Genomic DNA, 22,986 nt, shown 5'->3' with positions numbered 1-22,986 from the left:
ATTTTTATATCTTTTTCAAGCCGTATTCATCCGTTTTTCTCCTCCCATAATCCTATCTTCCGGTATTTATCGTAGCGTCTACTCAACAGTTCTTCTACAGGAATTTCTGAAAGTTCTTTCAGATACCTCTTTAAAGCTTTCTTAATTGTCTCGGCAGTCTCCTGAGGGTCATGGTGTGCCCCTCCTAAAGGTTCAGCCAGCACTTCATCCACAATACCCAATTCCAATAAGTCTTCAGCAGTTAGTTTTAATGCCTCTGCTGCTTCACTCGCTTTAGAACGTTCTCTCCATAAAATTGCAGCACAACCTTCGGGAGAAATTACTGAATAGTAAGCATTCTCTAAAATAAGAAGTTTGTCTCCGATGCCTATTCCCAAAGCCCCACCACTGCCTCCTTCACCGATCACTATCACAATGATGGGAATTTTGAGGTTAACCATTTCTCTTAGATTATAAGCAATAGAATGTGCTTGCCCTCTTTCTTCTGCTCCAATTCCCGGGTAAGCACCGGGAGTATCGATAAAAACAATTACTGGGATTCTAAATTTCTCTGCCATCTGCATTAAACGCATTGCCTTACGGTATCCTTCTGGGTGAGCACAGCCAAAATTACGATAGATATTTTCTTTTGTATCTCTTCCTTTCTGATGCCCCAGGACACAGACTTTTGTCTTTTCCAAGCGGGCAAAACCACACACGATTGCTTTGTCATCACCAAAGAGTCTATCTCCATGAAATTCTATGAAATCAGTCATCATCATATTTATGTAATCCAAGGTATAAGGTCGTGAAGGATGCCTTGCAATCTGAACTCTCTGCCAAGGAGTAAGATTCTCAAAGATATTATGCCGGATGGTCTCAAGTTTATCTTCGAGGCGTTTTATCTCTATAGAAAGGTCTATCTTCTTTGCCTCAGAAAATTTTCTTAATTCTTCAATTCTTCGCTCTAATTCTATAATCGGTTTCTCAAAATCAAGTCCATTCATTTTAGTAACCTTCGTTAATTAGTAAACATCTAACCACAGCTTTACCGCTGCGACTTTGGGAAACAAACTTTCAGAAGAACTGTTCTTCCCCCCCCCTCTATCCCAAATAGGTTTTTTCTAGTGCGGAATAAAAATATTCTTATTCCATAATGGTTACTTCCGTTCCGATAGGCAAAATAATATAGAGTTCTTCTACATCATGATTATACATCCTTACGCAACCTTGAGTAACATGCTTGCCAATTGTCTCGGGTTGGGTTGTTCCATGTATGCCGTATCCGCGTTCAGAAATTCCTAACCAGTGACTTCCTAAAATATTTTCCGGATCATCCGGGGAAATAACTTTACCATCTTTATACCATACCGGCTTGGTAATTTTGTTAATAATTTTAAAGGTACCCACAGGAGTGATATTATTTAGACCGGTGGAAACGGTATATACTTTAACCACTCTATCATCTGCCTTAAGGGTAAGGGTATTCTGAGATTTATCTACCAAAACAGAAAATTTTTCTTTAGTTATTTTTAGTTTCATCCCTGGGCGAAGAAAGGCATCTTCTTTAAGATTATTTGCCTTTCTAATAAGTTCTACGGTAGTATTAAACCGTTGAGCAATTTTAATTAGTGAATCCCCTTCTTTTACTTCATAAAGAAAAGCGTTTTCGGTGACAAGAGGAGAAAAAATAATCTTTATATTAAGCTTACCCAATTCTTCTTGGGCTTTCTTAATGATGTCTCCTGTCCCCGATTCTAAGATTATCTTTTCTAAAAGCTTTTTTGCTTCTAAGAAGCGATTAGCCTTCTCATAAAGCAAAGCGAGTTTAAACCAAGCATTATAAATTTTTTTATCCTTTCCAAAACTATCATCTATCTTCTCTAAATATTCTATCGCTTTGCCGAGACTTCCTCTTTTTTCCTCCTCTAATGCTTTTGTATATATCTTTTTAAATTCCCATCGCTTAGCGAACCCTTTTGATGGAAAAATCGTTACTAAAGAAACAATGCTGAAGAAGATTAAAACTAAAATAAATAACCCCAGCAGCGGACGTATAATCTTTTTAAAATCCTTCATTATTACCCTCCCTTTAATCTATTTATTAATCACATCCAGAGATTTCTATCCAGAGTCCTATATTGGATTGCTTCGGAGATATGTTCTGGGAGTATATTTTCTCTACCCGCTAAGTCAGCGATAGTTCGTGCCACTTTCAGTATTTTGTCATACGCGCGGGCAGAAATTCCCAATTCATCAATTGCCATTTTTAATAACTCTTGAGACTCTTTTCCTAACTGACAGAATTTCTTTATCAAGCGACTATTCATTTGTGAATTAAAATTTATGCCTGAGCTTTTTAAACGCTTAAGTTGTATCTTTCTTGCTCTATTCACCCTTTTCCTTATCTCTGAAGAAGATTCCCCTTCTTGTTTACCCAAGAGTTCTTTATATTTTAGAGCAGGAACTTCTATATGAATATCAATGCGGTCAAGAAGGGGTCCGGAAATCTTCGCACGATATTGCTGAATCCTCCGAGGAGTACAATGGCATTCACGAGATGAACCAAAATAACCACAAGGGCAAGGATTCATAGTGGCACAGAGTAGGAAACGGGAAAAAAAAGTCAATGTCCTACTGGCACGAGAAATGGTAATTTTCCCATCTTCCAATGGCTGTCGCAAAACTTCTAAGGCATCTCGATGAAACTCCGGAAGTTCATCTAAAAATAAAATACCATTGTGAGCAAGGCTCACTTCTCCGGGCTTAGGAATTGCCCCTCCTCCGACAAGAGCAATGTCCGAAGCGGTGTGATGAACAATGCGAAATGGCCTCTCGGTAACCAGTGCCTCTCCTGAAGAAATAGCTCCTGCTACACTATAGATCCGTGTGGTTTCCAGACACTCCTCCCAAGTCATTTCCGGAAGGATGGTAGGGAGTCTCTTTGCCAGCATAGTTTTACCCCCACCGGGTGGCCCAATCATAAGGATGTTATGGTAACCCGTAGCAGCTATCTCTAAAGCGCGTTTAACGAATTCTTGTCCTTTAACCTCAGAGAAATCCACTTCGTAATGGGATAATCTCTTTAACAATTCCTCCCTATCCAGTTTATATGGAATAATCTCTATTGCCCCATTTAAAAAAGCCACTGCCTCCGATAAGCTTCTCACCGCATAAACTTCAATTCCCTCTACCACTGCTGCCTCTTTCGCATTATCCAAAGGGAGAATCAACTTTCTCAAAGGACCATTCTTTAAATATAAAGCAATGGGTAAAACTCCTTTTATCTTTCTTACCTCACCATTAAGCGCAAGCTCTCCTAAAACAACAAATTCTTTTAATCTTTCCGAATTTATCTGAGAGGTAGCAGCAATAATACCTATAGCAATAGGCAGGTCAAAACTCGGGCCTTCTTTTTTTATATCTGCAGGAGCAAGATTTACGGTAATTTTCCGCGGAGGATATGCAAATTGAGAATTTTTTATTGCTGCCTTAACCCTATCTTTGGACTCTTTAACTGCAGTATCCGGAAGTCCTACCACAGCAACCGTAGGAATTCCTCCTACCACATCCACCTCAATCTCCACTCCATAGGCTTCTAAACCTAAAACCGAAGCAGAATAAACTTTGGAAAGCATAGGTAATATTTTATGAAAATAGGTATTAAACTGCAAGAGATTTATGTATAAGGCTATTTTATAATCAAGCTTCGAAAGTAAAGACTACCTTTTGGTTCTTTCTCGTTTTCTAAAGGCAGGATTTTAACTGCTAAAGTGAAAGTTCCGGGTTTAGCAAGTTTAAACCAGTCTATATTAAAACCTCCTACTCCCAAAGGAATCTCTACTACATTCCATTGATTACGGCATCTCAAATTCTCCGTAATGTTATAAGAACCAAGAACCTCCTCGGTTTCACTAACTACTAATTCAGTAATTATCATATAACCGCTTATATTATCCTTAGCTAGAACTTCCAAGAGAATTTTTGTTTCTAAGCTAAAAATTTCCCTCATCGCCGGACCAAACCAGAACCATAATCTCCCTTCTCCTTCGTAGCTAAATTTCAATGCCCTAACAGTTCCCTTTCCCAAAACTAGCTCGCTGGTTTCTACTTTTAATTTTCCTGAGCAATCACCTTGGGAACACTCTTTTTTACATTTTTTATCCTCACAAAAAACCCCAAAACCCTGAATTTCTTCAGAAAGAACGAAGTAATTCTGCTGCGGAGGCTGGGAATATGAAAAATAGACCTCTACCTCGCCTAATTTTATCTCTCTCAATTCCTTATCCATGGTTATCTTTTAATTTAAACACTATTCTCATTTTCTTATCTTTCACAAAGTTCTTACCCACGTTCCCGAAAAGTTTATGATAGATAAGTACTTGATTTATAAAAAAACTTATAAATGAAACTCTCGAAAAAAGGTAGGAAATTAATCTAAAAATATAACTTAAACAAAGTTCACTCTAAAATTCCTACGGTGTGATGGATTTTGAGAAATTTCTCTCCTAATTCAGGATCAAATTGTTTACCTAAATTATCTTCTATCTCTTTCAAGGCGTTTTCTTTGCTCATTTTCTTCCTATAGGGACGACTGGAGGTCATTGCATCATAGGCATCCAAAAGAGTAAGAATTCTTGCTTCAAAAGGAATTTCTTTTTCTCTCAAACCTTCCGGATAACCATTCCCATCATAATGCTCGTGGTGATATTTCACCAAGGGAATAAGTTCTTTTAATAACCCTAAAGGGATAAGAATCTCCACTCCTTTTTTGGGATGTTCACGCATAATCTTCCATTCTTCTTCATCAAGGCGAGTAGTTTTACTGAGTATAGAATCCGAAATATTTATTTTGCCAATGTCATGTACACCACAGGCAAATTGAATCTTCTTAATCTCTCTTTCTGAAAGTTTTAATTGCATAGCAAATCGAAGAGCATATTTTGTGACTCTTTCAGAATGCCCGCGTGTATATTTACATTTGGCTTCAATGGCATTGGCTAATACCTGGAGGGTATGGATGTAAGAATTTTGCAATTCTCCATTTAATTTACTATTCTCGATGGCAACCCAAGCCTGTGAAGTAAGGATACTAAGTAGTCTTAAATCAACTTCACTAAAAGAAAAACCTTCTCCCCAACCACTCAAGTTTAAAACACCCCAGATTCGATTCTTCCCCTTTATAGGTATACTGATGAAATTTGGAGATTGATAAATTTCCCAGTCAATTTTCCCCAAATTTAAATTACTTTTCCGAATATCTTCACTAGAAATAATATTCGCCTTCTCCATAACTAAACCGGGGATGCCTTCCCCTTTTCTCAATTTTATTGTCTCAAAGAGCGCTTGGTTTAATCCTTTAAGCGCTTTTATCCTCAAACATCCTTCCTCATCATCAAAAAGCATAAGTGAACCTGTTTTAGCATTTATTGCCGAGGCAGTAGCGTTTAAAAGGTCATGCAAAAATTCTTCCAACTCAAAATCAGAACAAATAGTCCGACTTACCCTGTCTAAATGAAAAAGTTGCTGAAGACGCTTATCCAATTCCCTGGCAGTTTCTTTGAGGTCGCGCAGCAAGTTTTTATTTTTCTCTGTTAACTTCCTCTCTTTTATCGCACGTTGAATAATCGCGATTATTTTTTCCACCTCAAAAGGCTTAATTATATAATCATAAGCGCCTTCACGAATCGCCTCGATAGCGGTTTCCAAAGAAGCGAAACCAGTAATAATAACCACCGGGATTTCTAAGTCAATCTCTTTAACTAAACGCAGAAACTCTATCCCACTCATCGTCGGCATCTTGATATCGGTAATTACCAAATCTATGTTGTCTCTCTTTATCAAAGCAAGGCCCTCTTGAGCCTCTGCGGATAAAATTGTCTGAAACCCCCCGAGATCTAATATATCTCTCAATGTTTCCAAAATCAAAGGGTCGTCGTCAACTACTAAAATTTTTGCACCCAAATTATGTTCCATTGCAAAGACTATTTTCTTTCTCTATCTTTTCTTCTTCCGCCGCGGACTTCTTATTAATGGGAAACCTAACCGTAAAGATAGAGCCTTTATTTTCTATGCTCTCAACTAAAATGGTGCCTTCGTATCTCTTCACAATATCCTGACTTACTACTAATCCCAACCCCATACCACCGCTTTCTTTCTTGGTGGTAAAAAAGGGGGTAAAAATTTTTTCCAAATCACCTTTCTTTATTCCGCAACCTGTATCCATAAATTTTATGTATAAAGAATCGTTATCTCTACCTGTCTTAACACGCAATTCTCCACCCTTGGGCATCGCATCTTGGGCATTGAGAACAATATTGATAAAAACCTGTTTTATCTGGTGAGGCTCACAGGGAATAAAAGGTAAATGCTCAGCGTACTCTTTAATAATTTTAATCCCTTTTAGTTCCAGTTCATGAGCTAGCAAAGAGAGTGCTTCTTCCGTTAACTGATTTATATCACAAAGAGTATATTTATCTTCTTGTCGGCGTGAAAGCTCCAGCATCCCCATAATAATTTGGTTGGAATGTTCTATTTCCTTTTCAATAATCTCAATGTGTTTCTTAACCTTCGGGTCTTTTGTATCCATGCTTTTTTTTATATAATAAATAGATATATTCATAATCCCCAAAAGATTTTTTACTTCATGGAACATAGAAGGAGCGATTTTCCCCAAAGAAATTAATTTGGTTGCCTGCGATAAGGTTTCTTCAAGTTTTGCGCTTTTCTTCTCTGCCTCTTCTAACTTCTTAAGAAGGTAGGATTTTTGTCTCTCTTTATCTTTTTGAAGGAGAGCGTTCTGAATAGATGCTTTGAGACTCTCTATGCTTATGGGTTTTAAAAGATAGTCAGAAATTCCTAACCGCAGGGATTCAATTGCCGAATCTAAATTAGGATAGCCTGTTATAACTATGACCGCAATGTGGGGTTTTATTTCCTTAACTGCAGAGATTAAATCAAGACCACTGCTTCCTTTTAAACGGAGGTCTAAAAGCAAGAGGTCAAATTCAATATTATGGAGGAGTCTTAAAGCCTCCTCTTTATCCGCGCTGGTACTAACCGCGTAACCTTCTATCTCCAGCACATCAAAGAGTGCAGAACGCATATTCTCTTCATCATCCACCACTAAAATTCTTTTCTTCTCCGTAACCATATAAAGTAGTAAATACTATCTCCGTTCGCCTTTAATAAGCATCATCGCTTCTGAGCGGGTTTTTTCATTCTCCTTGAAAATCCCTCTTACTGCAGAAGTTACAGTGAGAATACCCGATTTTTTTACCCCTCTCATCGAAAGGCAGAGATGTTCCGCTTCCACCACCACCATGACTCCTAGTGGCCGAAGTTTTTTCATCACAATGTCGGCAATCTGAGTGGTGAGTCTTTCTTGAACCTGAAGACGCTTAGAAAGAACCTCAATTACTCTTACCAGCTTGCTCAAGCCCGTTACCCTCCCTCCTTTAGGAAGGTAAGCTATATGCACCTTCCCTATAAAGGGAAGAAGATGATGTTCGCAAAAACTGTAAAGAGGAATATCTCTAAGTAAAATTATTTCATCGTGCTTTTGGTCTAAGATAACTTCTAATTCTCGTGTAGGGTCTTTTTTAATGCCCGAAAACACTTCTGCATACATTTCTGCTACCCGACGAGGTGTTTCCTGCAGGTCTTTTCTCCGAGGATTTTCCCCGATTGCTTCCAATATATCCCGAATTGCTTGCTCTATCTTTATTTTATCCATACTATAAGAAAGATTATTTCAATACTAACACCTGCGGACGAATCATTCCTCCATAATTACGGGGTGGTTTTATCTTTTTCAAAAGGTCCAATTTATTCGCTTTTTTTAGTTCTTCATAGATTAAAATCCAAGCGCAGTCTTTGTTCCTATCTGCTTCACATTTCCCCTTATTTTGTCCACCGCAGGGACCATTTAATAATCCCTTAGCACAACGGGTAATCGGACAAATTCCTGCGGTAAATTCTAGAATACAATCCCCGCAGGCAGAACAGTATTCAAAAAATCCTAAACCCGTAGAATCGACTGCCCCCATAAACAAAGTATTGGTTGCGGGATGGATAATTTTATCCTGGCGCAGATTTATTTTAACCGATTGCACCCCTAAACCACAGGCCATAATCAAAAAAGAATCTGCTTCCGCAATTTCCTTGCTGTGTTTTGCCAATTCAATCTTTATCTGTGCAGAAATACAAGGAGATTTAGGAATGGAGTATCCTGCTACTCTATATCCTTCTTTTTCTAATTTTTCTTTAATCGCTAAAACCTCAAATTCTCCCCCTGATTTGCAAGTGGTAGAACATTCACCGCACCCTATAATAAATAATTTTTCACCTTTTTTAAAATAAGAACTTATTTCCTTCCACGGTTTTAGTTGAGAAATAATCATTGTGAAATTTAAGAATAAAGATAAAATGAATAACCCCACTTAATTTCCCTTAAAGTATAACAAAAGAGCAAGGGATTTACAAATGTTTTTTGAGAAAGGGGTTAAATTATGGTTTATTCCCGATTGGCAATATCAAAACCAATAAAAACCAGACCATCTTGTAGCGGATAGAAGGTAAGATGGGAAATAATACCGTGTGCTTCCTCTTGTTTAAGAAAAATAAATATCTCTCCGGAACTTAAAGATGTTGTGGCCATTCTTAAATGACTAAATCCGCGATTACGTGCTTCTTTTAAAATTAAACTAAACAGTTTATTTAAAATTCCTGAGTCTTTATAAGGGGAAGCTATATTAACCTCAATTTCGGCTATATTTATATAGGGTATCTGAGGGATATATAAAGATATCCTTCCCGCCACCATTTCTTCACCACTATCTGCATCACTATTTACCTCTGCTATCATCGCTCTCATTTCCACTGTAAAGGGTATTGCTTGTGAAGGACCCGCTAACATAAGAGGCAGAATTTCTTCTCTATAGATTTTATACCCAAGCCCATTTTCTGTTTTAAATAAACCAACAAGCTCTCTGCTTCTATTCCTTACTTGCGTCTGTAAAACCTCTTTTACCCTTCTTATCCCAATAAATGCGCCATCTCTAAGAAGATTAGACCTGTTAAGAAATAACGAAAATAAAATAACTAATTCTAAATACCCAATAATCTCTTTTAATACTTTTAGCTTCATATCTGTAGAGTATATTTAAGAAATAATTTTATTTATACAAAAATCGAAACTAAAAAGCTGTTAAGGGATAGAAAAATATTTATTGCGTAATTCATCTATTCTTCTTGCTACATAGCGCATTGCACCCAAAAGGTCTAACCGGAGTAAGTTCATCTCTTCCCTAAAGGAAGTGTTAGTGGAATAACGAAGCAAAGTCTCGCTTAGAAATTCCAAAATTTGATCTGGCGTACCTTCTCCTATTATCTTAATAAATCCTTTCTCTGACTCACTGTCTAAACTGCGCAATAAATCTCTAATCCTATCCTGATGGCTTTTTATCTTTAGAAAAGCAACCAAACTTTTACTTAACTCACTACCTTGAACCTGCGAGATAAGCGAATAAAAATCTTCTTTTTCTAAAAGCGGAATTAACTTCCCCATTCTTTCTCCGGCCTGAATTAAACTTTCTCTAAACACCTCTCCCAAAGGCTGGATATCACTTATCTTATCCAAAGGAAGAGTTGTATCAATTTCAATTATCTTCTGTCCTCGCTCTTCTGCCAATTTTAAAGCCTCAATTTTCCCGGGAATAATATGATTATCCTCTCCAGGCACAACTATCTTATCCCAATTCCAGATAGTTGCTTCGGGAATATACCCCCGCACTTCACTATCTCTCACCATTCTCCGCGGTAAACGCGTATCTCGTTCAGCATTCACAAAAAACATAAGCCTTACCACCTCTGGAGGAATAATATCCCCATCTCGCTCTTTATTAGTCATCCGAGGAGTCAAGGCATGAATTCCTTCTACAATCAAAACTTCTCCTTCCAGAAGCTGAATCGGATCTTTACCATCGCTACTTTTTCCGGTCTTCATATCAAAGTGAGGAGGCGTTATCTCTTCTGAGGTAGTCAAAAGTATATGCAAGTGTTTTTGAAATTTATCAATGTCTAAAGCCTCAACACTATCAAAATCAAAATTGCCATCTGGGGAAGTAGGCATCTTCTCACGGTCTTTATAATAATTATCCAAAGAGATATACTTTACGTTTATTCCGTATCCTCTAAGCATTGCAGTAATAAAATCTGTCGCAGGAGATTTTCCTCCCGCGGAAGTACCTCCTATAAAAATTACCCCTTTCCTCCCTGAAACTGAACAAATACCTGACTCAATAAGTGCGTCCAAGATGCGTTGAAACATTGCAGGCGTCAAACCAAAATATTTCCATTCCACCTTTGCCTCTTTGCTACCTCTTATGTAGCTGAAATCAAAATCTCTGATGCGACGAGATAATACAGAAATAACAAAAATATCTGCAATGTGTAAATATCCGAAAGAGAGATTAAGGATAAGAAAAATAAGCAGAATCTTGAATGGCTTAACAAAATATTTTAGTTTTTGGTTTGTCAGTTTCATATCCTAATATCTATTTTAAAATAAAAAATTAAAGAACCATCTTTCTAAATAAACTATATCCTCAAAAATCCACTTTGTCAAGAGAAGCTGTCAAATAATTTACTCAACCGGTAAATAAACCCCTATACCAAAAATTTTAACAGCCCCGAGCCTTATCTTCTGTTTTTCTTCCGCCATTCAGAAGGATTCTCAAAGGAAGGAGTTATTTTCTTTGCCGCCTCTAAGATTTGAGCGGATAATTCTGTAAACCCATTATCTCCATAACGGGAAACGGTTTCATACCCTAACCCCCTCCTTATTAATTCTAAAGAAAGGGATTCCCCATCAATAAAAATGTGTCCTAAACTTCTTCCGTATTTATCCTGCTCCTCAATTAAAACTAATTCTATCCTTGTCCCTTCCTGTAAGCGCTTAATTACAAAATCCTTGGCTTCTGTGGCATAGGGTTCTTGTCCTCTCCCTCCAAAAGTATCTGTTGCAAGTTCAGGACAATCAACTCCCAGTAGCCTAACTCTTTCATCATCATAGTGCAGGGTATCCCCATCGACAACCACTATCTTTTGCTTATCTAAAACAATTAGTTTATGAACGGCGTTTATAGAAGGAGAGAGGGAAAACGCTCCTACTATGTCTTTAATTCGCCTTGCTCCGAGAGAGACCTCCAGATTTCCTGGGCAACTGTGGCTAGAAAAAGAAAAAAAGCAAATTACGAAAGTTAAACAGAGATAAACCGTAAATAATGTCTTTTTTCGAAAATGCCTAATTTTCATTTAAACCTCTTATAAAACTTATTTTTATTTATACTCCCTTTAGAAAATAAAGTAAACAAATCTTCTTAAGGTAGAGTAATTTTTACCATACATTTTCGCTCTGTATCCACTACATAAATAATGTTTCCCTCCTTAAATATTTCTTTTGGCATTATAATGCTCCCAGGGGCAATGTACCGATGATAAGAACCGTCTCTAATATGAAAAATTTCCAAACATCGCTTATGCCAATTAGTTACATATCTCAGTTCTCCCTCCTGCACAACCATCCTTCCTCTTAGCTCTATAGCAAAATTTCTATCCAATTCTTCAAAGGAGACATATTCCACCCGCACTGTTGCTGTTTCCCATTGACTATATAGGGAAGATTCCTTCATTTTCTCCATTATCTTCTTTACAAAACCAACTAGATTATTTATGGTAGGTTTTCCACCGTCATTTTGGGAAGATAGAGCATTGTTTTTAATTTCCTGCCTAACTAAGCTCACAAACGACTCTAATTTATCAATATTTTCTTCCACAATTTTAATATCCAATTCCCACTCCGATAAAAACCTCTCGAAACCTGCGGCTAAAATATTAAATGTCTGGCTTTGGCTAAATCCATTCTTAAGCGAATGATAGGTAATGGTTATTGCCCATTCACAGAGCGCCTGCCCCACGGAAAAATAAAGGTAGTCATCAGGAATAATCTCAGAAACATGCGCAAAATCTCTAAGTCCTGCCAATCCCATATTGGCATATTTAAGGCTATCCTGAAGATTTTCTATCCCGCCGATAGGTACATAGTTCCATAACCATTCTCTGCCACTATTTTGCTCATGGGTAAGCGGAGAAAGAGACCGATGGAGATAACCTGCTTTAAGCAATCTGGCAAACTGGCTCAGAGAAAGCAATGCACACTCCATCATTTTCTCTGGGTCGTTGATATTCTCAGGATAAATAAAGTATTCCTGCGGTACAATATAGCTTATGTATTTGCCCGAAGCATCCACTTCCTCGGGAACATAAAGAAATTTACCTCTATATTCAAAAATATACTCACCGTCTTCACCCTTGACTAACAAAGGAGAAATTTCTATACCCTTATCTCTTAACTCTTGTATCATACTTGCTTCCTGTGTTAGTTCAGTAATAGATTCTCCTTTCTTGAGAAACTTAACTGCCTGCACAAAGCCGTTACCCAGGGGTATAACCGCTGTACGGGAATACCATCTCGCGGGAGAAAGGTTTTCTATAGCTTCCTGTAATTCTTCAGCTGATAAAGGAAAAGGATATAAACCTTCTCTTATCTCTTCGCTGAATTTAACCCTTCTTATTAAAAGAGTAATCTGAGATAATCCAACCCGCTGGGGGGTAAGTAATAAAGTTTGCAAAGATAATAAACCCAAAATATATAAAGGTTTAAATCTAAAAACCATCCTGACCAAGTCTGTTTTTTTCATCTTACATTAAAAAATAAAAGCCCCCCTTATCAAAGAATAGCATTAAAAACATGTACCGTCAAGGCGGGCTAACAAAAGGAAGTTAAAGAAAGCATCCTGCAGATAAAATACCTTTAGATTCTATATCATTTCTGCGCCTTCGCATCACGCTCTACTATAACATTTATCTTTTCTGCTAAATTCCTACCAATGGCTATTCTGCTACCATCTACTTCTATTAAAACCGGACCTTTAAATGGTTCTTTATAAAGAACCTTTATCATAGACCCTACGCGCAACCCCATGCTCGCTAAACGCAACCGATAACCCCTCCCCGGTTCAGCAAAAGAATCTATTATAGCTCTTTCACCGATTTTTAGATTATCCAGAGTAAGAGTATAGCTTTTTCTAACGCCGGGTTCTTTAATTCTACGCTGTAAAGAAAACTCAATCCACTCGGAACAATTTACTATTTTAAAAATTTCAAATAAAATAAAAATTAATATAAATCCGCTTATTTTTCTTACGATATTTAAAGTCTCATTCTTAGTTACATGCATTTTAGCCCATTATTTTGAGAAACTTTACCTCTTGTTTTTTAATACAACATGCTCCAATTATCTATATTTTCACATTCTAAAGACTAGTTTGCAAGTAATAAGGATAGATTTTAAGGAGATACATTTAATCTTCTAATTTCTTCTAAAATAATATCCAAATCAGGCCAAGGGTTAATTTCAAAAAATTTAACTTCTATTTCATTTACAGCGTAATCTTTAATCCGTTGACCGAAATCAACATTATCTAGATAACCCGCATTGCTTTTTGTTCCCATCCCTTCTCTAATTATCACCACCTTATGAACATCATTTGCCCAAAGTTCCTCTACCGTAGGCAATTCCTCTGGCTCAATGACATAAGTATTATCTAAAGACCTATGCATGCTAGGTCTATCCCCACGATGTAAATCTAAAATAAAAACAGGAGGTGCATCTTGAGTTAATGTTGGTTTAATTTTTGCAAACTCTGCAGAAAAATAAAGTAAAGTAGCCAATTCCTGAATTGCATGCACATTCGAACCCATTGGCCACAATGGTTCCACATCCGCTAAAATTATCGGGCGAAATCTCAATTGCTTAACCAACTCCATCGCCACCGCTACACTATGCGCTCCTCCCATATCCACAATTACCATTGTCTGTCTATCTATATAGCCATCTTTTAATATCTTCCTAAAGGCTTCTACCGCATTAATCTCTCCCTGACTATAACGGGGAGAAATTCTATCCTTATATAATTCTAAAGTAGTAAGCAATTTTAATTGCTGATATTTACCAAACGGCAAATACTCTTCTTGAGACCAAAGTTCGATAAATTTAGAAACATCAAGATAAATCCGCCATTCTTTGCTACCCTGGCTATCTTTATCTTGTGCTCCTATAATTGTAAGAGGGGCGGAATATGGCGCTATTACTGCGCTGATATTAGTTTCTTGAGAATTGCTATTTAATTCAACCAATGCCCAACAACGAACTGTAAAAAGAAATACTTCCAGTAGTAAAACCAATATTTTTATCGTTTCTTTCATATAAATAAAAGTTTACTTCTATCTATATCCTGAAAATACAGTTATTACTCTTTCTCCTTGGATTGCTCCCTTCTCGATAGGAAAAAATAAAATATGTTTATTATAAGCAAAACCAAATCTCTTCATGAGGGCGATGATTTCACTTTCGCCAACCTCCTCCCCATCTTGGCGGGAGGATTTATAATGGGTCAAAATTATCGCACGACAAGAGGGAAACATAGCCGCTTGTTCTATAATCCACGCAGGTAGTCGATAATAATATGGACCTGTATTGGATATAATTAGCTCTACTCTATTTATAACCTCTTGTGGTAACCCTAGATAAATATCTTCTTCAGTAACTGTATGGTGAAATAGTTTCACCTCCCCGTCTATACCTAACCTATAACCATTTAAGCGGATTATCTCCTCTGCTTTTTCCAAGCAATATTCTTCAGCCTCTACTGCAAAGATTTCTTTTGCTCCTAAACGCAAAGCTACTAAGGATAGAATCCCAAATCCAGAACCGATATCTGCCACCACTTTATCCTGAACACCGTTCTTAAGCATGCCCACAATAGCAGACAGAGTTGTAAAATCTATAAAAGGAAGGGGAATCTTATAGAAAAAATCTATTACTTCTATTCGTGACTGCCAATGGTTATCAGGAGAGACATAAAAAATAATATTTCTGCCGTATTTTTTCAAAAATTCTTCCCCTAAACAGGCGTAAATTTCCTTCCAAGAAAAACCCTCTTTTTCTGTATTTAAGAATACAAGAGGACCGAGACGTACATATTTCCCTTGATAATCATATTCAAAATCAATGCTTTCGTTATTAAAAACCCTTCCCTCCCCATCATCTCTGCCATACAAAATTTCACCTTGATATGTATCTCCTATAGACAATCTCCTGATAATTTCTGCTCCCAATTGTCTACTTTCTTCTACTGATAAAAAAACCGCATTTTTCATCTCGCTTGTTGCATATTTTGTCCGACGAGCAAAAACAGGACTTGCACAGAACATACCCAAGGCAATATACAAACATAACTGTCTAAAGATTTTAAACCTAAAATTGTTCATTTGATGATTATCCTTTTTATCCCAACTCTTTATTCCCGCAACTATTTAAATAAATCCATAAATATACCTTCTATATAAAATATGGCTGACAAATCTACACCTGTCAAGTGTGGCAATCTATGGCGGGAAAGAATAGCTATTATTTTGTTTTTTTATTTGTATTTATCGCAGGTTTGATAGATGAGAGAGAGATAATCGGAAAAAATAATATATCCCAACATATAAAATTGCAATTCAATCTCTCGTTGTATTTCGGAAACCAACTGCGGAATGTTTATTTTTCTAAAGTCAATCCCCAGTAGACCGTAATATAACCTAATCTCTCTTTGGATATCTTCGGCGGTGGGCTTTTGGTAAATTGGTTCCTTGAATAAATCATATACCTCTGAACCTTCATATTCAACCTCGATTATCCCCCCATTAATATCAAACTGTATTTTTAAGCCAGTGGGTCTGCCTGTGGGAGCATAAATATAATTAGCCTGTCGGAATAAATTAAATAGCGCACTGACTATACCTCCGTTAATACCCGTATCACAGGAGTAGAGAATTATAGAACCTCCTTCTTCTAGGCATTCTTTTACTCCAAACTTTTCTAATAGCCTAAAATCAGATAAATCAGCAATATATTCTCCTACTTCCTGGGGATTACCATGACCATTCAAACAAATTATAGAGGCCTTAACACCATTTTGAGGGTCAGTAGAATCTACTAATGCTGTTAACAACTCAAATAAATTATCCACCTCGTAATATAGCACAAAATACCCATGGTCTATAAGAGCGCTGGTTTCTAAATCACTATTAAAAGCTCCATTGAAATCGCTTACAGGATAAATTTGAATTGCCAGAGGGTTGGGATAAGTAATAGGCAAACCTTGCTGTATCTTCTCTTCCAAATATTTCCTGTTGGTAATCAAACTGTCCCAGCTTTTTTTGGAAAAGCGTGTAGCCCAAACAAAACCAAAATGCCACATATCTTTAAAATCCCTTAAAATATCTTCCAATTTCTCACCTTTAATTAATCTGTCTGTGAGGACTTCAAGAAATGTAGCACTATATTTGACATCTCTGTGGCGGGTATTATCAATAATCTCTTTAAAAACTTTCCACTGTTCAGAAAAACTTCCTATGCCGTAATTCTTTAATGCCATAATGGCGTTGGGTAAAATAGCTCTTACTTCGGGAAGAAAGAAAAAATAAGGTTCCTCGGCAATGTATCTACTAATTTCCTCTTCAGTCGTTCCACAATCGCGCATTGCCTGGATGACAAGGCCAAGCAGATTATCAAAAATATTAGTTGCTGTTGCCTTATCCTCTAACCCCGAAGGCGCAACTACTCCAAAACGGGAAACATCTTCTGGATTATGTAAATTATAATACTTACTCAAAAGCAGAAATTTATTTACTGCCACACTGTATTCTTCTTCTGTTAATTTCTTAAATTCAACTTCTCCACTACTTTTATCTAAACGCACTATACCTGTATGAGCAATTCTTTTGCCCTCCAACGAATGAAAAACATACTTATCCCCTGATAAAACCCAATACCCACCCATTTCTTCTATTGCCTGACGATAGGCTGCTATCTGGAGAATATGGTCATCGTAAATTTTCGGGGAAGTCTTAAAATCAACTAGCCACAATTCTCCTTGAATTAAACAAAGCGCATCTATAGTTCCTGCGTACTTATAGGTAGGTGATATTACTACTGCCTCTGAAGCAACCAAGGTTGGTTGCGCCTCATTAAACCATTTCGCAAATGCAGCCTGAAAACCTCCTCTATCAGCTAAGGATACATAAGGAGCGGTGTCTTGTGAACTGGAAGCATGTTTCTGCCCACTTAATGCTTGGCTTATAAAACTGTGCGTCTCTGTCCCGGTTGTCGCTGCTCTATCCCTTTCTCTCAAAGCCTCTTGATAATAGCGGTAAGAATCTTTGGGATTGGGAGTTATATTATTCTCTGCTAAATATGTGATTACCGTTTTAATCGCCCAAGGGATAAGTGCTGGCTTATCCAAAAGGTTTAAGATTGCATGGACAGAAGGGTATTTTTCGCCATTAACGGTATAGGTATGGTTTGCTTTATTAAAACGGATTTCATATGCGTAAGGTGTTATAGCAGAGGCTCTACTATCTTTACTCCGCCTTGCCTCAGATATATACGGAGAAAAAACAGAATAAGCAATAATTATAATGATATATAATAAATTTTTGAACATCCTAAATCACGAAAGATTCATTTTAAATCGGAAAAAATTCTCAGACATTCTTACATATAAGATATGGCTTATATCGAATGTTTTGTCAAGGTAGGAAAGATATTCTTTAGGAAAGGTAATCTTGAAAGAGGCTCCGTTGATATTTGGGAAACAGAAGCCTAATTCTAGTGGGCTAGTTTATAGAATAAATCCTTATAGAAATCTAAAGTAGGGCCATAACTAAACTCGCGAAAATGTTCTAGGAACTCAGTCTTTGTCATATTACCGAAAACCAAATGCTCAAAGAAATTACCTGCTAAGCGAATAAACGACGGAAGAAGAAAAAGGAGCATAAAAAGAATCAATAAAATCTTAAAAATATCGCTCATCTTTAACCTAAACCACTTCTATGGTAGAAGGAGGTTTAGAAGTTATATTATAAGTTACACTTACTACTTGAGGAATCGCTTCAGTAATTTTCTCTGCTAGCCTAAATAATATTTCATAAGAAAGTTCCGTAGGTGAAGCGGTTACCGCATCTTTACTATCCCAACACCTTACTTCAATCTGGTAACCAAACTCTCTTTTTCCGTTTTTTATCCCCGTAACTTTATCTTCATGTAAAACTGCCAAATACTGAAAAGCTCCTACCTCAGAAAGTTCTTCCTCAACAATTTTTGTTGACTTTCTTACTAAATTAATTTTCTCGGGGGTAACTTCTCCAATCACTCTCGCAGAGAGGGCAGGACCGGGAAAAGGAGGTCTTTTGTATATTTCCTCCGGCAAACCCAAAGCTCGAGCAACTTCTCGCACCGCAGGTTTACGCAATTGTAAAAGCGGTTCAATAACTCTGTAACCAAATTGTTCTTCGGTATCTATGCCCAATTGTTCTAATATGTTGTGCTGTCTTTTTATCCCCGCTACCGTTTCCTCAATATCCGTATAAATTGTTCCATGCAGAAGAAACTTTGCTCCTGTTTTTTTCACCAACTTTACAAAAACATCACGATAGAATGCTCTGGTAATGGCCTCGCGCTTCTCCTCAGGATCAGTTATTCCCTTTAAAGCAGAAAAAAATTCTTTACGTGCGTCTATAATCTCTACTGGAACCCCTAAGCGCTTAAAGAGAGACACTACCTTCTCTGACTCTCCCTCACGCATTAGTCCATTCTCTATAAAATATGTTTTAAGACGTTCTCCAAGGGCCTTGAACCCAAGCATGGTAACTACTGAAGAATCTACCCCACCTGATAAAGCGTTTATAGCAATCTCTTTACCTACAGTTTCTTTAATCTCTTTTACCTTTTCTTCAATAAATTTATTCACATCCAATTTCTCTAAAACTAACTCTTTTACTGCCATTTCGCTCTCCTTCTTTATGCTTTATGACCTTATTAATTAAGAATATAATTTTCCCACTAAAGTTGCAACTCTTCTTCCCAATTTTATTGCATTATCTAATGTTTCTTTATCAGGACTTCCGCAACAAGAAACTCCATAGTGTCCTGTAGCATCCAAAGGATCACCCACAATAATCATTCCATAAATAAGCATTGCCTGAATTATGGACATTAAGGTAGTTTCTTTTCCTCCGGCTTGGTCTCCACTGGTAGTAAAGGCTGCACCTATTTTGTTCTCCATCTTACTTCTTATGCCTACAAATTTATCAAAAATTTCTTTTAACTCCCCTGCCATCGTCCCAAAATAAACAGGAGAACCTGCAATAATTCCTTGAGAATTAAGAAAATCTTCTTTTGTTACTTGGGAAATCTCTTTTAACAAGCAGTCTACACCTTCTACTTCTCTAACGCCCTTTGCAATCTCCTCTGCTAAACGCTTAGTATTACCCGTCCTTGAATAATACACTACTAATACCTGCATTTTCCCTCTTTTATTCTTCATTACTCTTTCTTAGGAAGCTCAAAGGGAAAGGAAAATTTTGCTGAACCATCCTGCATAGAAAATTTTCCCCTACTACAACCGCTCAATACCAAAAAAATCAACAACATCAATATCCAACGCATTGCTTATATTAACCTAATTCATAAGGTCTGCTTCTGCTGGGAAAGGACCATATCTATAAAATTCTTTAACCTTCTACTGCGTATAGGATGGCGGAGCTTGCGCAATGCCTTCGCCTCAATCTGACGCACCCGTTCACGGGTAACCCTAAAAAGCGCTCCGACCTCCTCTAAGGTTCGCGGACAGCCATCACCAATTCCAAAACGATATTTAAGCACCCTTTTCTCTTTATCCGTAAGGGTATCAAGCACGGATTCTAACTGCTCTTTAAGCAAAGAGTAGGCAGTAGCATTTGCGGGAGATACTGCGGTTTTATCCTCAATAAAGTCTCCAAAATGCGTATCTCCTTCATCGCCAACTGGTGTCTGTAATGAAATGGGTTCCTGCGCAATTTTCAATATCCCTCTTACCCTATCCACAGGCATCTTCATCTCTTTAGCAATCTCTTCAGCGGTAGGCTCCCTTCCTTTTTCCTGCACGATATTCCGAGAGACGCGAATAAGCTTATTAATTGTTTCCGTCATATGCACTGGTATCCTAATTGTCCGCGATTGATCAGCAATTGCCCTAGTAATCGCCTGGCGAATCCACCACGTGGCATAGGTAGAGAATTTATATCCTCGACGATATTCAAATTTATCCACCGCTCGCATCAAGCCAATGTTTCCTTCTTGAATGAGGTCCAAGAAAGACAATCCTTTGTTGGTGTATTTTTTAGCAATACTCACTACCAGACGAAGGTTTGCCTCTACTAATGCCCTCTTTGCTCTTAGATAGCGCAATTCTTTTTTCTTGATGTCTACCATCCGTTCTTTAATTCTCTCATAGGACTCACCAAAGATAAGTTCAATTTTTTTCTTCTCGCGCATCAAGAGAGCAGTTATTGTACGTTTGCGTTTTTTTCTGAAATTGTAAATTTTGCGATTTATTTTTTCTATCTCGTCACAGAGTAGTTTCATCCTTTTCGCAGTTTCCTCAATCGCAGAGGGGGTAAGAAGAAATTGGTTAACGATCTTAATAATCTTATCTCTTTCGCGTGTCTGTTTCAATTTCTTAGCAAGTTTCTCAAGACGTTTAATCGTATCTTCTCGCGCCATAGAAGGTTCTTCATCTATAAACTCTTCTAAATTGAGTTTCCCTCCCAAAATTTCATCAATAATTTCCAATATAAGCTTCTTGGCAACTCTTGAATCTAGAACTGCCTGACGATAAATTTTCTCCCCCTCCTCAATCCTTTTAGCCAAAGAAATCTCTTCTTCACGGGTAAGAAGAGGAATTTGCCCCATCTGCCTAAGATACATCCTCACGGGGTCCTCCATCGGGAATACCTCAGGGAGAGGCTCGCCTTCTTCTACCGTTTCTACTTCTTCCTCAGGCAAGGAAACGGGTTTTATTTCTTTCACCGAGTCGACTATCTCAATATTCTCATTTCCCAGAATACGCAAGATCTCATCTATTTCCTCAGAAGAAACTACATCCTCAGGGATAATATCGTTTACCTCATCGTAGGTAAGATACCCCTTATCTTTACCTAAACTGAGAAGCTTGCGTATGTTTTCCGATCTTGTTTGTTTTAAACTATACTCTTTCATCTCAATCCCTCTGTCGTGCTAAGGCATTAAATTCTTTAAGCAATTCCTCAATGCGCTCCGTGTCACCTTTCTTCTGAGCATCGCTTATTTCTTCCTTAAGCCTTAAACAAATTTTCCGACGGTTGTCTTCTTTTAACTTCTTTACACAATCGGAAAAAACGGTATCAAATTTCTGTTCTGCTTCTCCAAAATCTTCTTCTACCAATAAACGCGTAAACACCTTATTTGCAGAAACTTCACCAAGATAATTTACAACTCTTGCTGGCTCTATAGGCTTATTTTCTTCCGCAAGAGTATAAAGTAAACCTATGATATTTTTTATTTGTGGGCTAAGAAACTCTTCCTCACCCAAAAGTGCTTTTGCTTCCTTGATTAAGGATTTATCTTTGAGCATAATTTTTAAAAGCGTTATCTCTGCCTCTCGGATAGAAGGAATTACGGTGTTTGTCTCTGGCAAAGAAAAACCCTTCTGTTCAAAATTTTTATTCTTAGAACAAATCTTCTTAAACTCAATCCAAACACTTTCCTCAGAAACAGAAAGTTTGTCTGCCAATTGTTTAACAAATTCTGAAAGCATTATTTTATTCTCTATTTTAGACAGTGTCGGTAGTATCTCTTTAATCAACTTAACCTTATCTTCTATTTTTCGAATATCATAATGAGGTGTCAAAGTTTGTAGCTTATACTCAAGAATATTTTTTGCTTCTTTAAGTAGTCTATTAAAATTATCTTTCCCTTTCAAACGCACGAAACTATCAGGGTCAAAACCCTGAGGTAGCGCTACCAACCTTACCTCTAAACCACTCTCTAATAAAACTTCTATCCCTCTCAAGGAAGCAGATTCACCAGCTTTGTCTCCATCATAAACAATAACTACCGAAGAGGTATGTCTTTTTATCAAACGTGCCTGCTCTGGAGTCAAAGCGGTTCCTAAGGTAGCAACAACGTTGTTTACCCCTGCTTGATAAAGAGAAATTAAATCCATGTATCCTTCTACAATAATCACCACACCCTTTTCACGAATTGATTCGCGCGTAAAATTTAACCCATAGAGATTTTCTCCCTTCTTATAGGCAATTGTCTCGGGAGTATTGATATATTTCGGCAAAGAATCATCGAGAATTCTTCCTCCAAAGCCAATAACCCTTTGTCGGATATCAAATATGGGGAAGATAATTCTTCCGTGAAAGAAATCGAAGTAGCCATCTTTTTCTATTCTATGAACAATCAAACCTGTCCTCTCTGCTAAATCCATAGCTACTCCTTTATTTTTTAGGAAATTTCTCAAAATATTTCCCTCTGTTGGAGCAAAACCTAATTTAAACTTCTCCCACGTCGCTTTTTCCAAACCCCTCTTTGAAAGATACTTTCTTATCCCTTCGCTTTGAGAAGAATTAAGCAAAATATTGTGATAAAACTGCATTGCTAAATTGTTTATCTTATATACATCAAGAACTCCTTTAGATTCCTTCCTGATTTCGGGAATAACCACTCCTGCCCGTTTAGCTAGGATTTTTACTGCCTCAGGAAACTCTAAATGTTCATAACGCATCAAAAAGTGTATTGCATTTCCTCCCTCATTACAACCGAAACAATGAAAAATCTGCTTATCTGGACTTACAATAAAAGAGGGTGTTTTTTCCTTATGAAAAGGACAAATTGTCTTAAAGTTTCTCCCCGTTTTCTTCAAAGGAAAGTAAGAAGAAATAAACTCTACTATATCAACCCTTGAAAGGATTTCATCAATCACATTATCCCCAATAAAACCTGCCATAATGTTGTAAATTTGTTTACCTTTT

The 22,986-nt window shown here is 37.3% G+C and carries 20 protein-coding genes; all 20 read right to left on the bottom strand.

Annotated features, from left to right (window positions below; genetic code table 11):
- Positions 1-26 precede the first annotated feature (26 nt).
- The 20 genes from NC818_02780 to dnaG all read right to left on the bottom strand — a co-directional run bounded on the left by NC818_02780 (position 27) and on the right by dnaG (position 22,961).
- Positions 27-986, bottom strand: a complete 960-nt coding sequence (locus NC818_02780; protein MCM8783691.1) for an acetyl-CoA carboxylase carboxyltransferase subunit alpha — start codon at positions 984-986, stop codon at positions 27-29.
- Positions 987-1,125: 139 nt separating this feature from the next.
- Entirely contained in the window at positions 1,126-2,058 is a 933-nt protein-coding gene (locus NC818_02775; protein MCM8783690.1) for a L,D-transpeptidase family protein, read from the bottom strand.
- Positions 2,059-2,087: 29 nt separating this feature from the next.
- Positions 2,088-3,617 (bottom strand): YifB family Mg chelatase-like AAA ATPase, encoded by a 1,530-nt coding sequence (locus NC818_02770; GenBank protein ID MCM8783689.1) that lies wholly within the window; start codon positions 3,615-3,617, stop codon positions 2,088-2,090.
- Positions 3,618-3,670: 53 nt separating this feature from the next.
- Positions 3,671-4,270 carry a hypothetical protein gene (locus NC818_02765; GenBank protein ID MCM8783688.1) on the bottom strand — a complete coding sequence of 200 codons (600 nt, stop codon included), beginning with the start codon at positions 4,268-4,270 and terminating at the stop codon, positions 3,671-3,673.
- Positions 4,271-4,440: 170 nt separating this feature from the next.
- Positions 4,441-5,955 (bottom strand): response regulator, encoded by a 1,515-nt coding sequence (locus tag NC818_02760; protein ID MCM8783687.1) that lies wholly within the window; start codon positions 5,953-5,955, stop codon positions 4,441-4,443.
- A complete protein-coding gene (locus tag NC818_02755) occupies positions 5,945-7,132 on the bottom strand; it encodes a response regulator (protein MCM8783686.1) in 1,188 nt (395 codons plus the stop codon). Before NC818_02755 ends, NC818_02760 begins: the two co-directional genes overlap by 11 nt.
- A 15-nt stretch (positions 7,133-7,147) precedes the next feature.
- Entirely contained in the window at positions 7,148-7,714 is a 567-nt protein-coding gene (gene folE, locus NC818_02750) for a GTP cyclohydrolase I FolE (GenBank protein ID MCM8783685.1), read from the bottom strand.
- Between the two features lie 13 nt (positions 7,715-7,727).
- On the bottom strand, positions 7,728-8,381 hold the full coding sequence (locus tag NC818_02745; protein MCM8783684.1) for a methylenetetrahydrofolate reductase C-terminal domain-containing protein: 654 nt from the start codon (positions 8,379-8,381) through the stop codon (positions 7,728-7,730).
- A gap of 113 nt (positions 8,382-8,494) precedes the next feature.
- Positions 8,495-9,127, bottom strand: coding sequence for a hypothetical protein (locus NC818_02740; protein ID MCM8783683.1), 633 nt, complete (start codon positions 9,125-9,127; stop codon positions 8,495-8,497).
- Positions 9,128-9,187: 60 nt separating this feature from the next.
- Complete coding sequence (locus NC818_02735; protein MCM8783682.1) at positions 9,188-10,525, bottom strand: hypothetical protein; 1,338 nt, start codon at positions 10,523-10,525, stop codon at positions 9,188-9,190.
- Between the two features lie 152 nt (positions 10,526-10,677).
- Complete coding sequence (locus tag NC818_02730; protein ID MCM8783681.1) at positions 10,678-11,295, bottom strand: thermonuclease family protein; 618 nt, start codon at positions 11,293-11,295, stop codon at positions 10,678-10,680.
- 65 nt (positions 11,296-11,360) lie between these two features.
- Positions 11,361-12,740 carry a hypothetical protein gene (locus NC818_02725; protein MCM8783680.1) on the bottom strand — a complete coding sequence of 460 codons (1,380 nt, stop codon included), beginning with the start codon at positions 12,738-12,740 and terminating at the stop codon, positions 11,361-11,363.
- A 125-nt stretch (positions 12,741-12,865) separates the two neighbouring features.
- Positions 12,866-13,279 carry a ferrous iron transport protein A gene (locus NC818_02720; GenBank protein ID MCM8783679.1) on the bottom strand — a complete coding sequence of 138 codons (414 nt, stop codon included), beginning with the start codon at positions 13,277-13,279 and terminating at the stop codon, positions 12,866-12,868.
- Positions 13,280-13,389: 110 nt separating this feature from the next.
- Positions 13,390-14,307, bottom strand: coding sequence for a hypothetical protein (locus tag NC818_02715; GenBank protein ID MCM8783678.1), 918 nt, complete (start codon positions 14,305-14,307; stop codon positions 13,390-13,392).
- An 18-nt stretch (positions 14,308-14,325) separates the two neighbouring features.
- The gene (locus NC818_02710) at positions 14,326-15,372 is read right to left on the bottom strand and encodes a 50S ribosomal protein L11 methyltransferase (GenBank protein ID MCM8783677.1); all 1,047 of its coding nucleotides are present in this window, start codon (positions 15,370-15,372) and stop codon (positions 14,326-14,328) included.
- A gap of 152 nt (positions 15,373-15,524) precedes the next feature.
- Positions 15,525-17,594, bottom strand: coding sequence for a hypothetical protein (locus NC818_02705; GenBank protein MCM8783676.1), 2,070 nt, complete (start codon positions 17,592-17,594; stop codon positions 15,525-15,527).
- Between the two features lie 375 nt (positions 17,595-17,969).
- Positions 17,970-18,935 (bottom strand): asparagine synthase-related protein, encoded by a 966-nt coding sequence (locus NC818_02700; protein ID MCM8783675.1) that lies wholly within the window; start codon positions 18,933-18,935, stop codon positions 17,970-17,972.
- Positions 18,936-18,971: 36 nt separating this feature from the next.
- Positions 18,972-19,475, bottom strand: coding sequence for an NAD(P)H-dependent oxidoreductase (locus NC818_02695; GenBank protein ID MCM8783674.1), 504 nt, complete (start codon positions 19,473-19,475; stop codon positions 18,972-18,974).
- 140 nt (positions 19,476-19,615) lie between these two features.
- Positions 19,616-21,187 (bottom strand): RNA polymerase sigma factor RpoD, encoded by a 1,572-nt coding sequence (gene rpoD / locus NC818_02690; GenBank protein ID MCM8783673.1) that lies wholly within the window; start codon positions 21,185-21,187, stop codon positions 19,616-19,618.
- Position 21,188: 1 nt separating this feature from the next.
- Positions 21,189-22,961 (bottom strand): DNA primase, encoded by a 1,773-nt coding sequence (dnaG, locus tag NC818_02685; GenBank protein MCM8783672.1) that lies wholly within the window; start codon positions 22,959-22,961, stop codon positions 21,189-21,191.
- Between the last annotated feature and the right edge of the window lie 25 nt (positions 22,962-22,986).

Source organism: Candidatus Omnitrophota bacterium (assembly GCA_023819145.1).
In the GTDB taxonomy this organism is placed as follows: Bacteria; Omnitrophota; Gorgyraeia; order DTHP01; family DTHP01; genus JBFWKV01.
Note: the sequence above shows the minus strand (reverse complement) of the source record. Positions and strands in the feature narration are given on the sequence as shown.

Coding starts and splice junctions, on each gene's coding strand:
- NC818_02760 (MCM8783687.1), bottom strand. CDS start 5,955: ATGGAACATAATTTGGGTGCAAAAATTTTAGTAGTTGACGACGACCCT.
- NC818_02715 (MCM8783678.1), bottom strand. CDS start 14,307: ATGAAAGAAACGATAAAAATATTGGTTTTACTACTGGAAGTATTTCTT.
- NC818_02770 (MCM8783689.1), bottom strand. CDS start 3,617: ATGCTTTCCAAAGTTTATTCTGCTTCGGTTTTAGGTTTAGAAGCCTAT.
- NC818_02755 (MCM8783686.1), bottom strand. CDS start 7,132: ATGGTTACGGAGAAGAAAAGAATTTTAGTGGTGGATGATGAAGAGAAT.
- NC818_02775 (MCM8783690.1), bottom strand. CDS start 2,058: ATGAAGGATTTTAAAAAGATTATACGTCCGCTGCTGGGGTTATTTATT.
- NC818_02730 (MCM8783681.1), bottom strand. CDS start 11,295: ATGAAAATTAGGCATTTTCGAAAAAAGACATTATTTACGGTTTATCTC.
- NC818_02725 (MCM8783680.1), bottom strand. CDS start 12,740: ATGAAAAAAACAGACTTGGTCAGGATGGTTTTTAGATTTAAACCTTTA.
- NC818_02745 (MCM8783684.1), bottom strand. CDS start 8,381: ATGATTATTTCTCAACTAAAACCGTGGAAGGAAATAAGTTCTTATTTT.
- rpoD (MCM8783673.1), bottom strand. CDS start 21,187: ATGAAAGAGTATAGTTTAAAACAAACAAGATCGGAAAACATACGCAAG.
- NC818_02780 (MCM8783691.1), bottom strand. CDS start 986: ATGAATGGACTTGATTTTGAGAAACCGATTATAGAATTAGAGCGAAGA.
- NC818_02705 (MCM8783676.1), bottom strand. CDS start 17,594: ATGTTCAAAAATTTATTATATATCATTATAATTATTGCTTATTCTGTT.
- NC818_02700 (MCM8783675.1), bottom strand. CDS start 18,935: ATGGCAGTAAAAGAGTTAGTTTTAGAGAAATTGGATGTGAATAAATTT.
- NC818_02740 (MCM8783683.1), bottom strand. CDS start 9,127: ATGAAGCTAAAAGTATTAAAAGAGATTATTGGGTATTTAGAATTAGTT.
- NC818_02710 (MCM8783677.1), bottom strand. CDS start 15,372: ATGAACAATTTTAGGTTTAAAATCTTTAGACAGTTATGTTTGTATATT.
- NC818_02765 (MCM8783688.1), bottom strand. CDS start 4,270: ATGGATAAGGAATTGAGAGAGATAAAATTAGGCGAGGTAGAGGTCTAT.
- folE (MCM8783685.1), bottom strand. CDS start 7,714: ATGGATAAAATAAAGATAGAGCAAGCAATTCGGGATATATTGGAAGCA.
- NC818_02720 (MCM8783679.1), bottom strand. CDS start 13,279: ATGCATGTAACTAAGAATGAGACTTTAAATATCGTAAGAAAAATAAGC.
- dnaG (MCM8783672.1), bottom strand. CDS start 22,961: ATGGCAGGTTTTATTGGGGATAATGTGATTGATGAAATCCTTTCAAGG.
- NC818_02695 (MCM8783674.1), bottom strand. CDS start 19,475: ATGAAGAATAAAAGAGGGAAAATGCAGGTATTAGTAGTGTATTATTCA.
- NC818_02735 (MCM8783682.1), bottom strand. CDS start 10,525: ATGAAACTGACAAACCAAAAACTAAAATATTTTGTTAAGCCATTCAAG.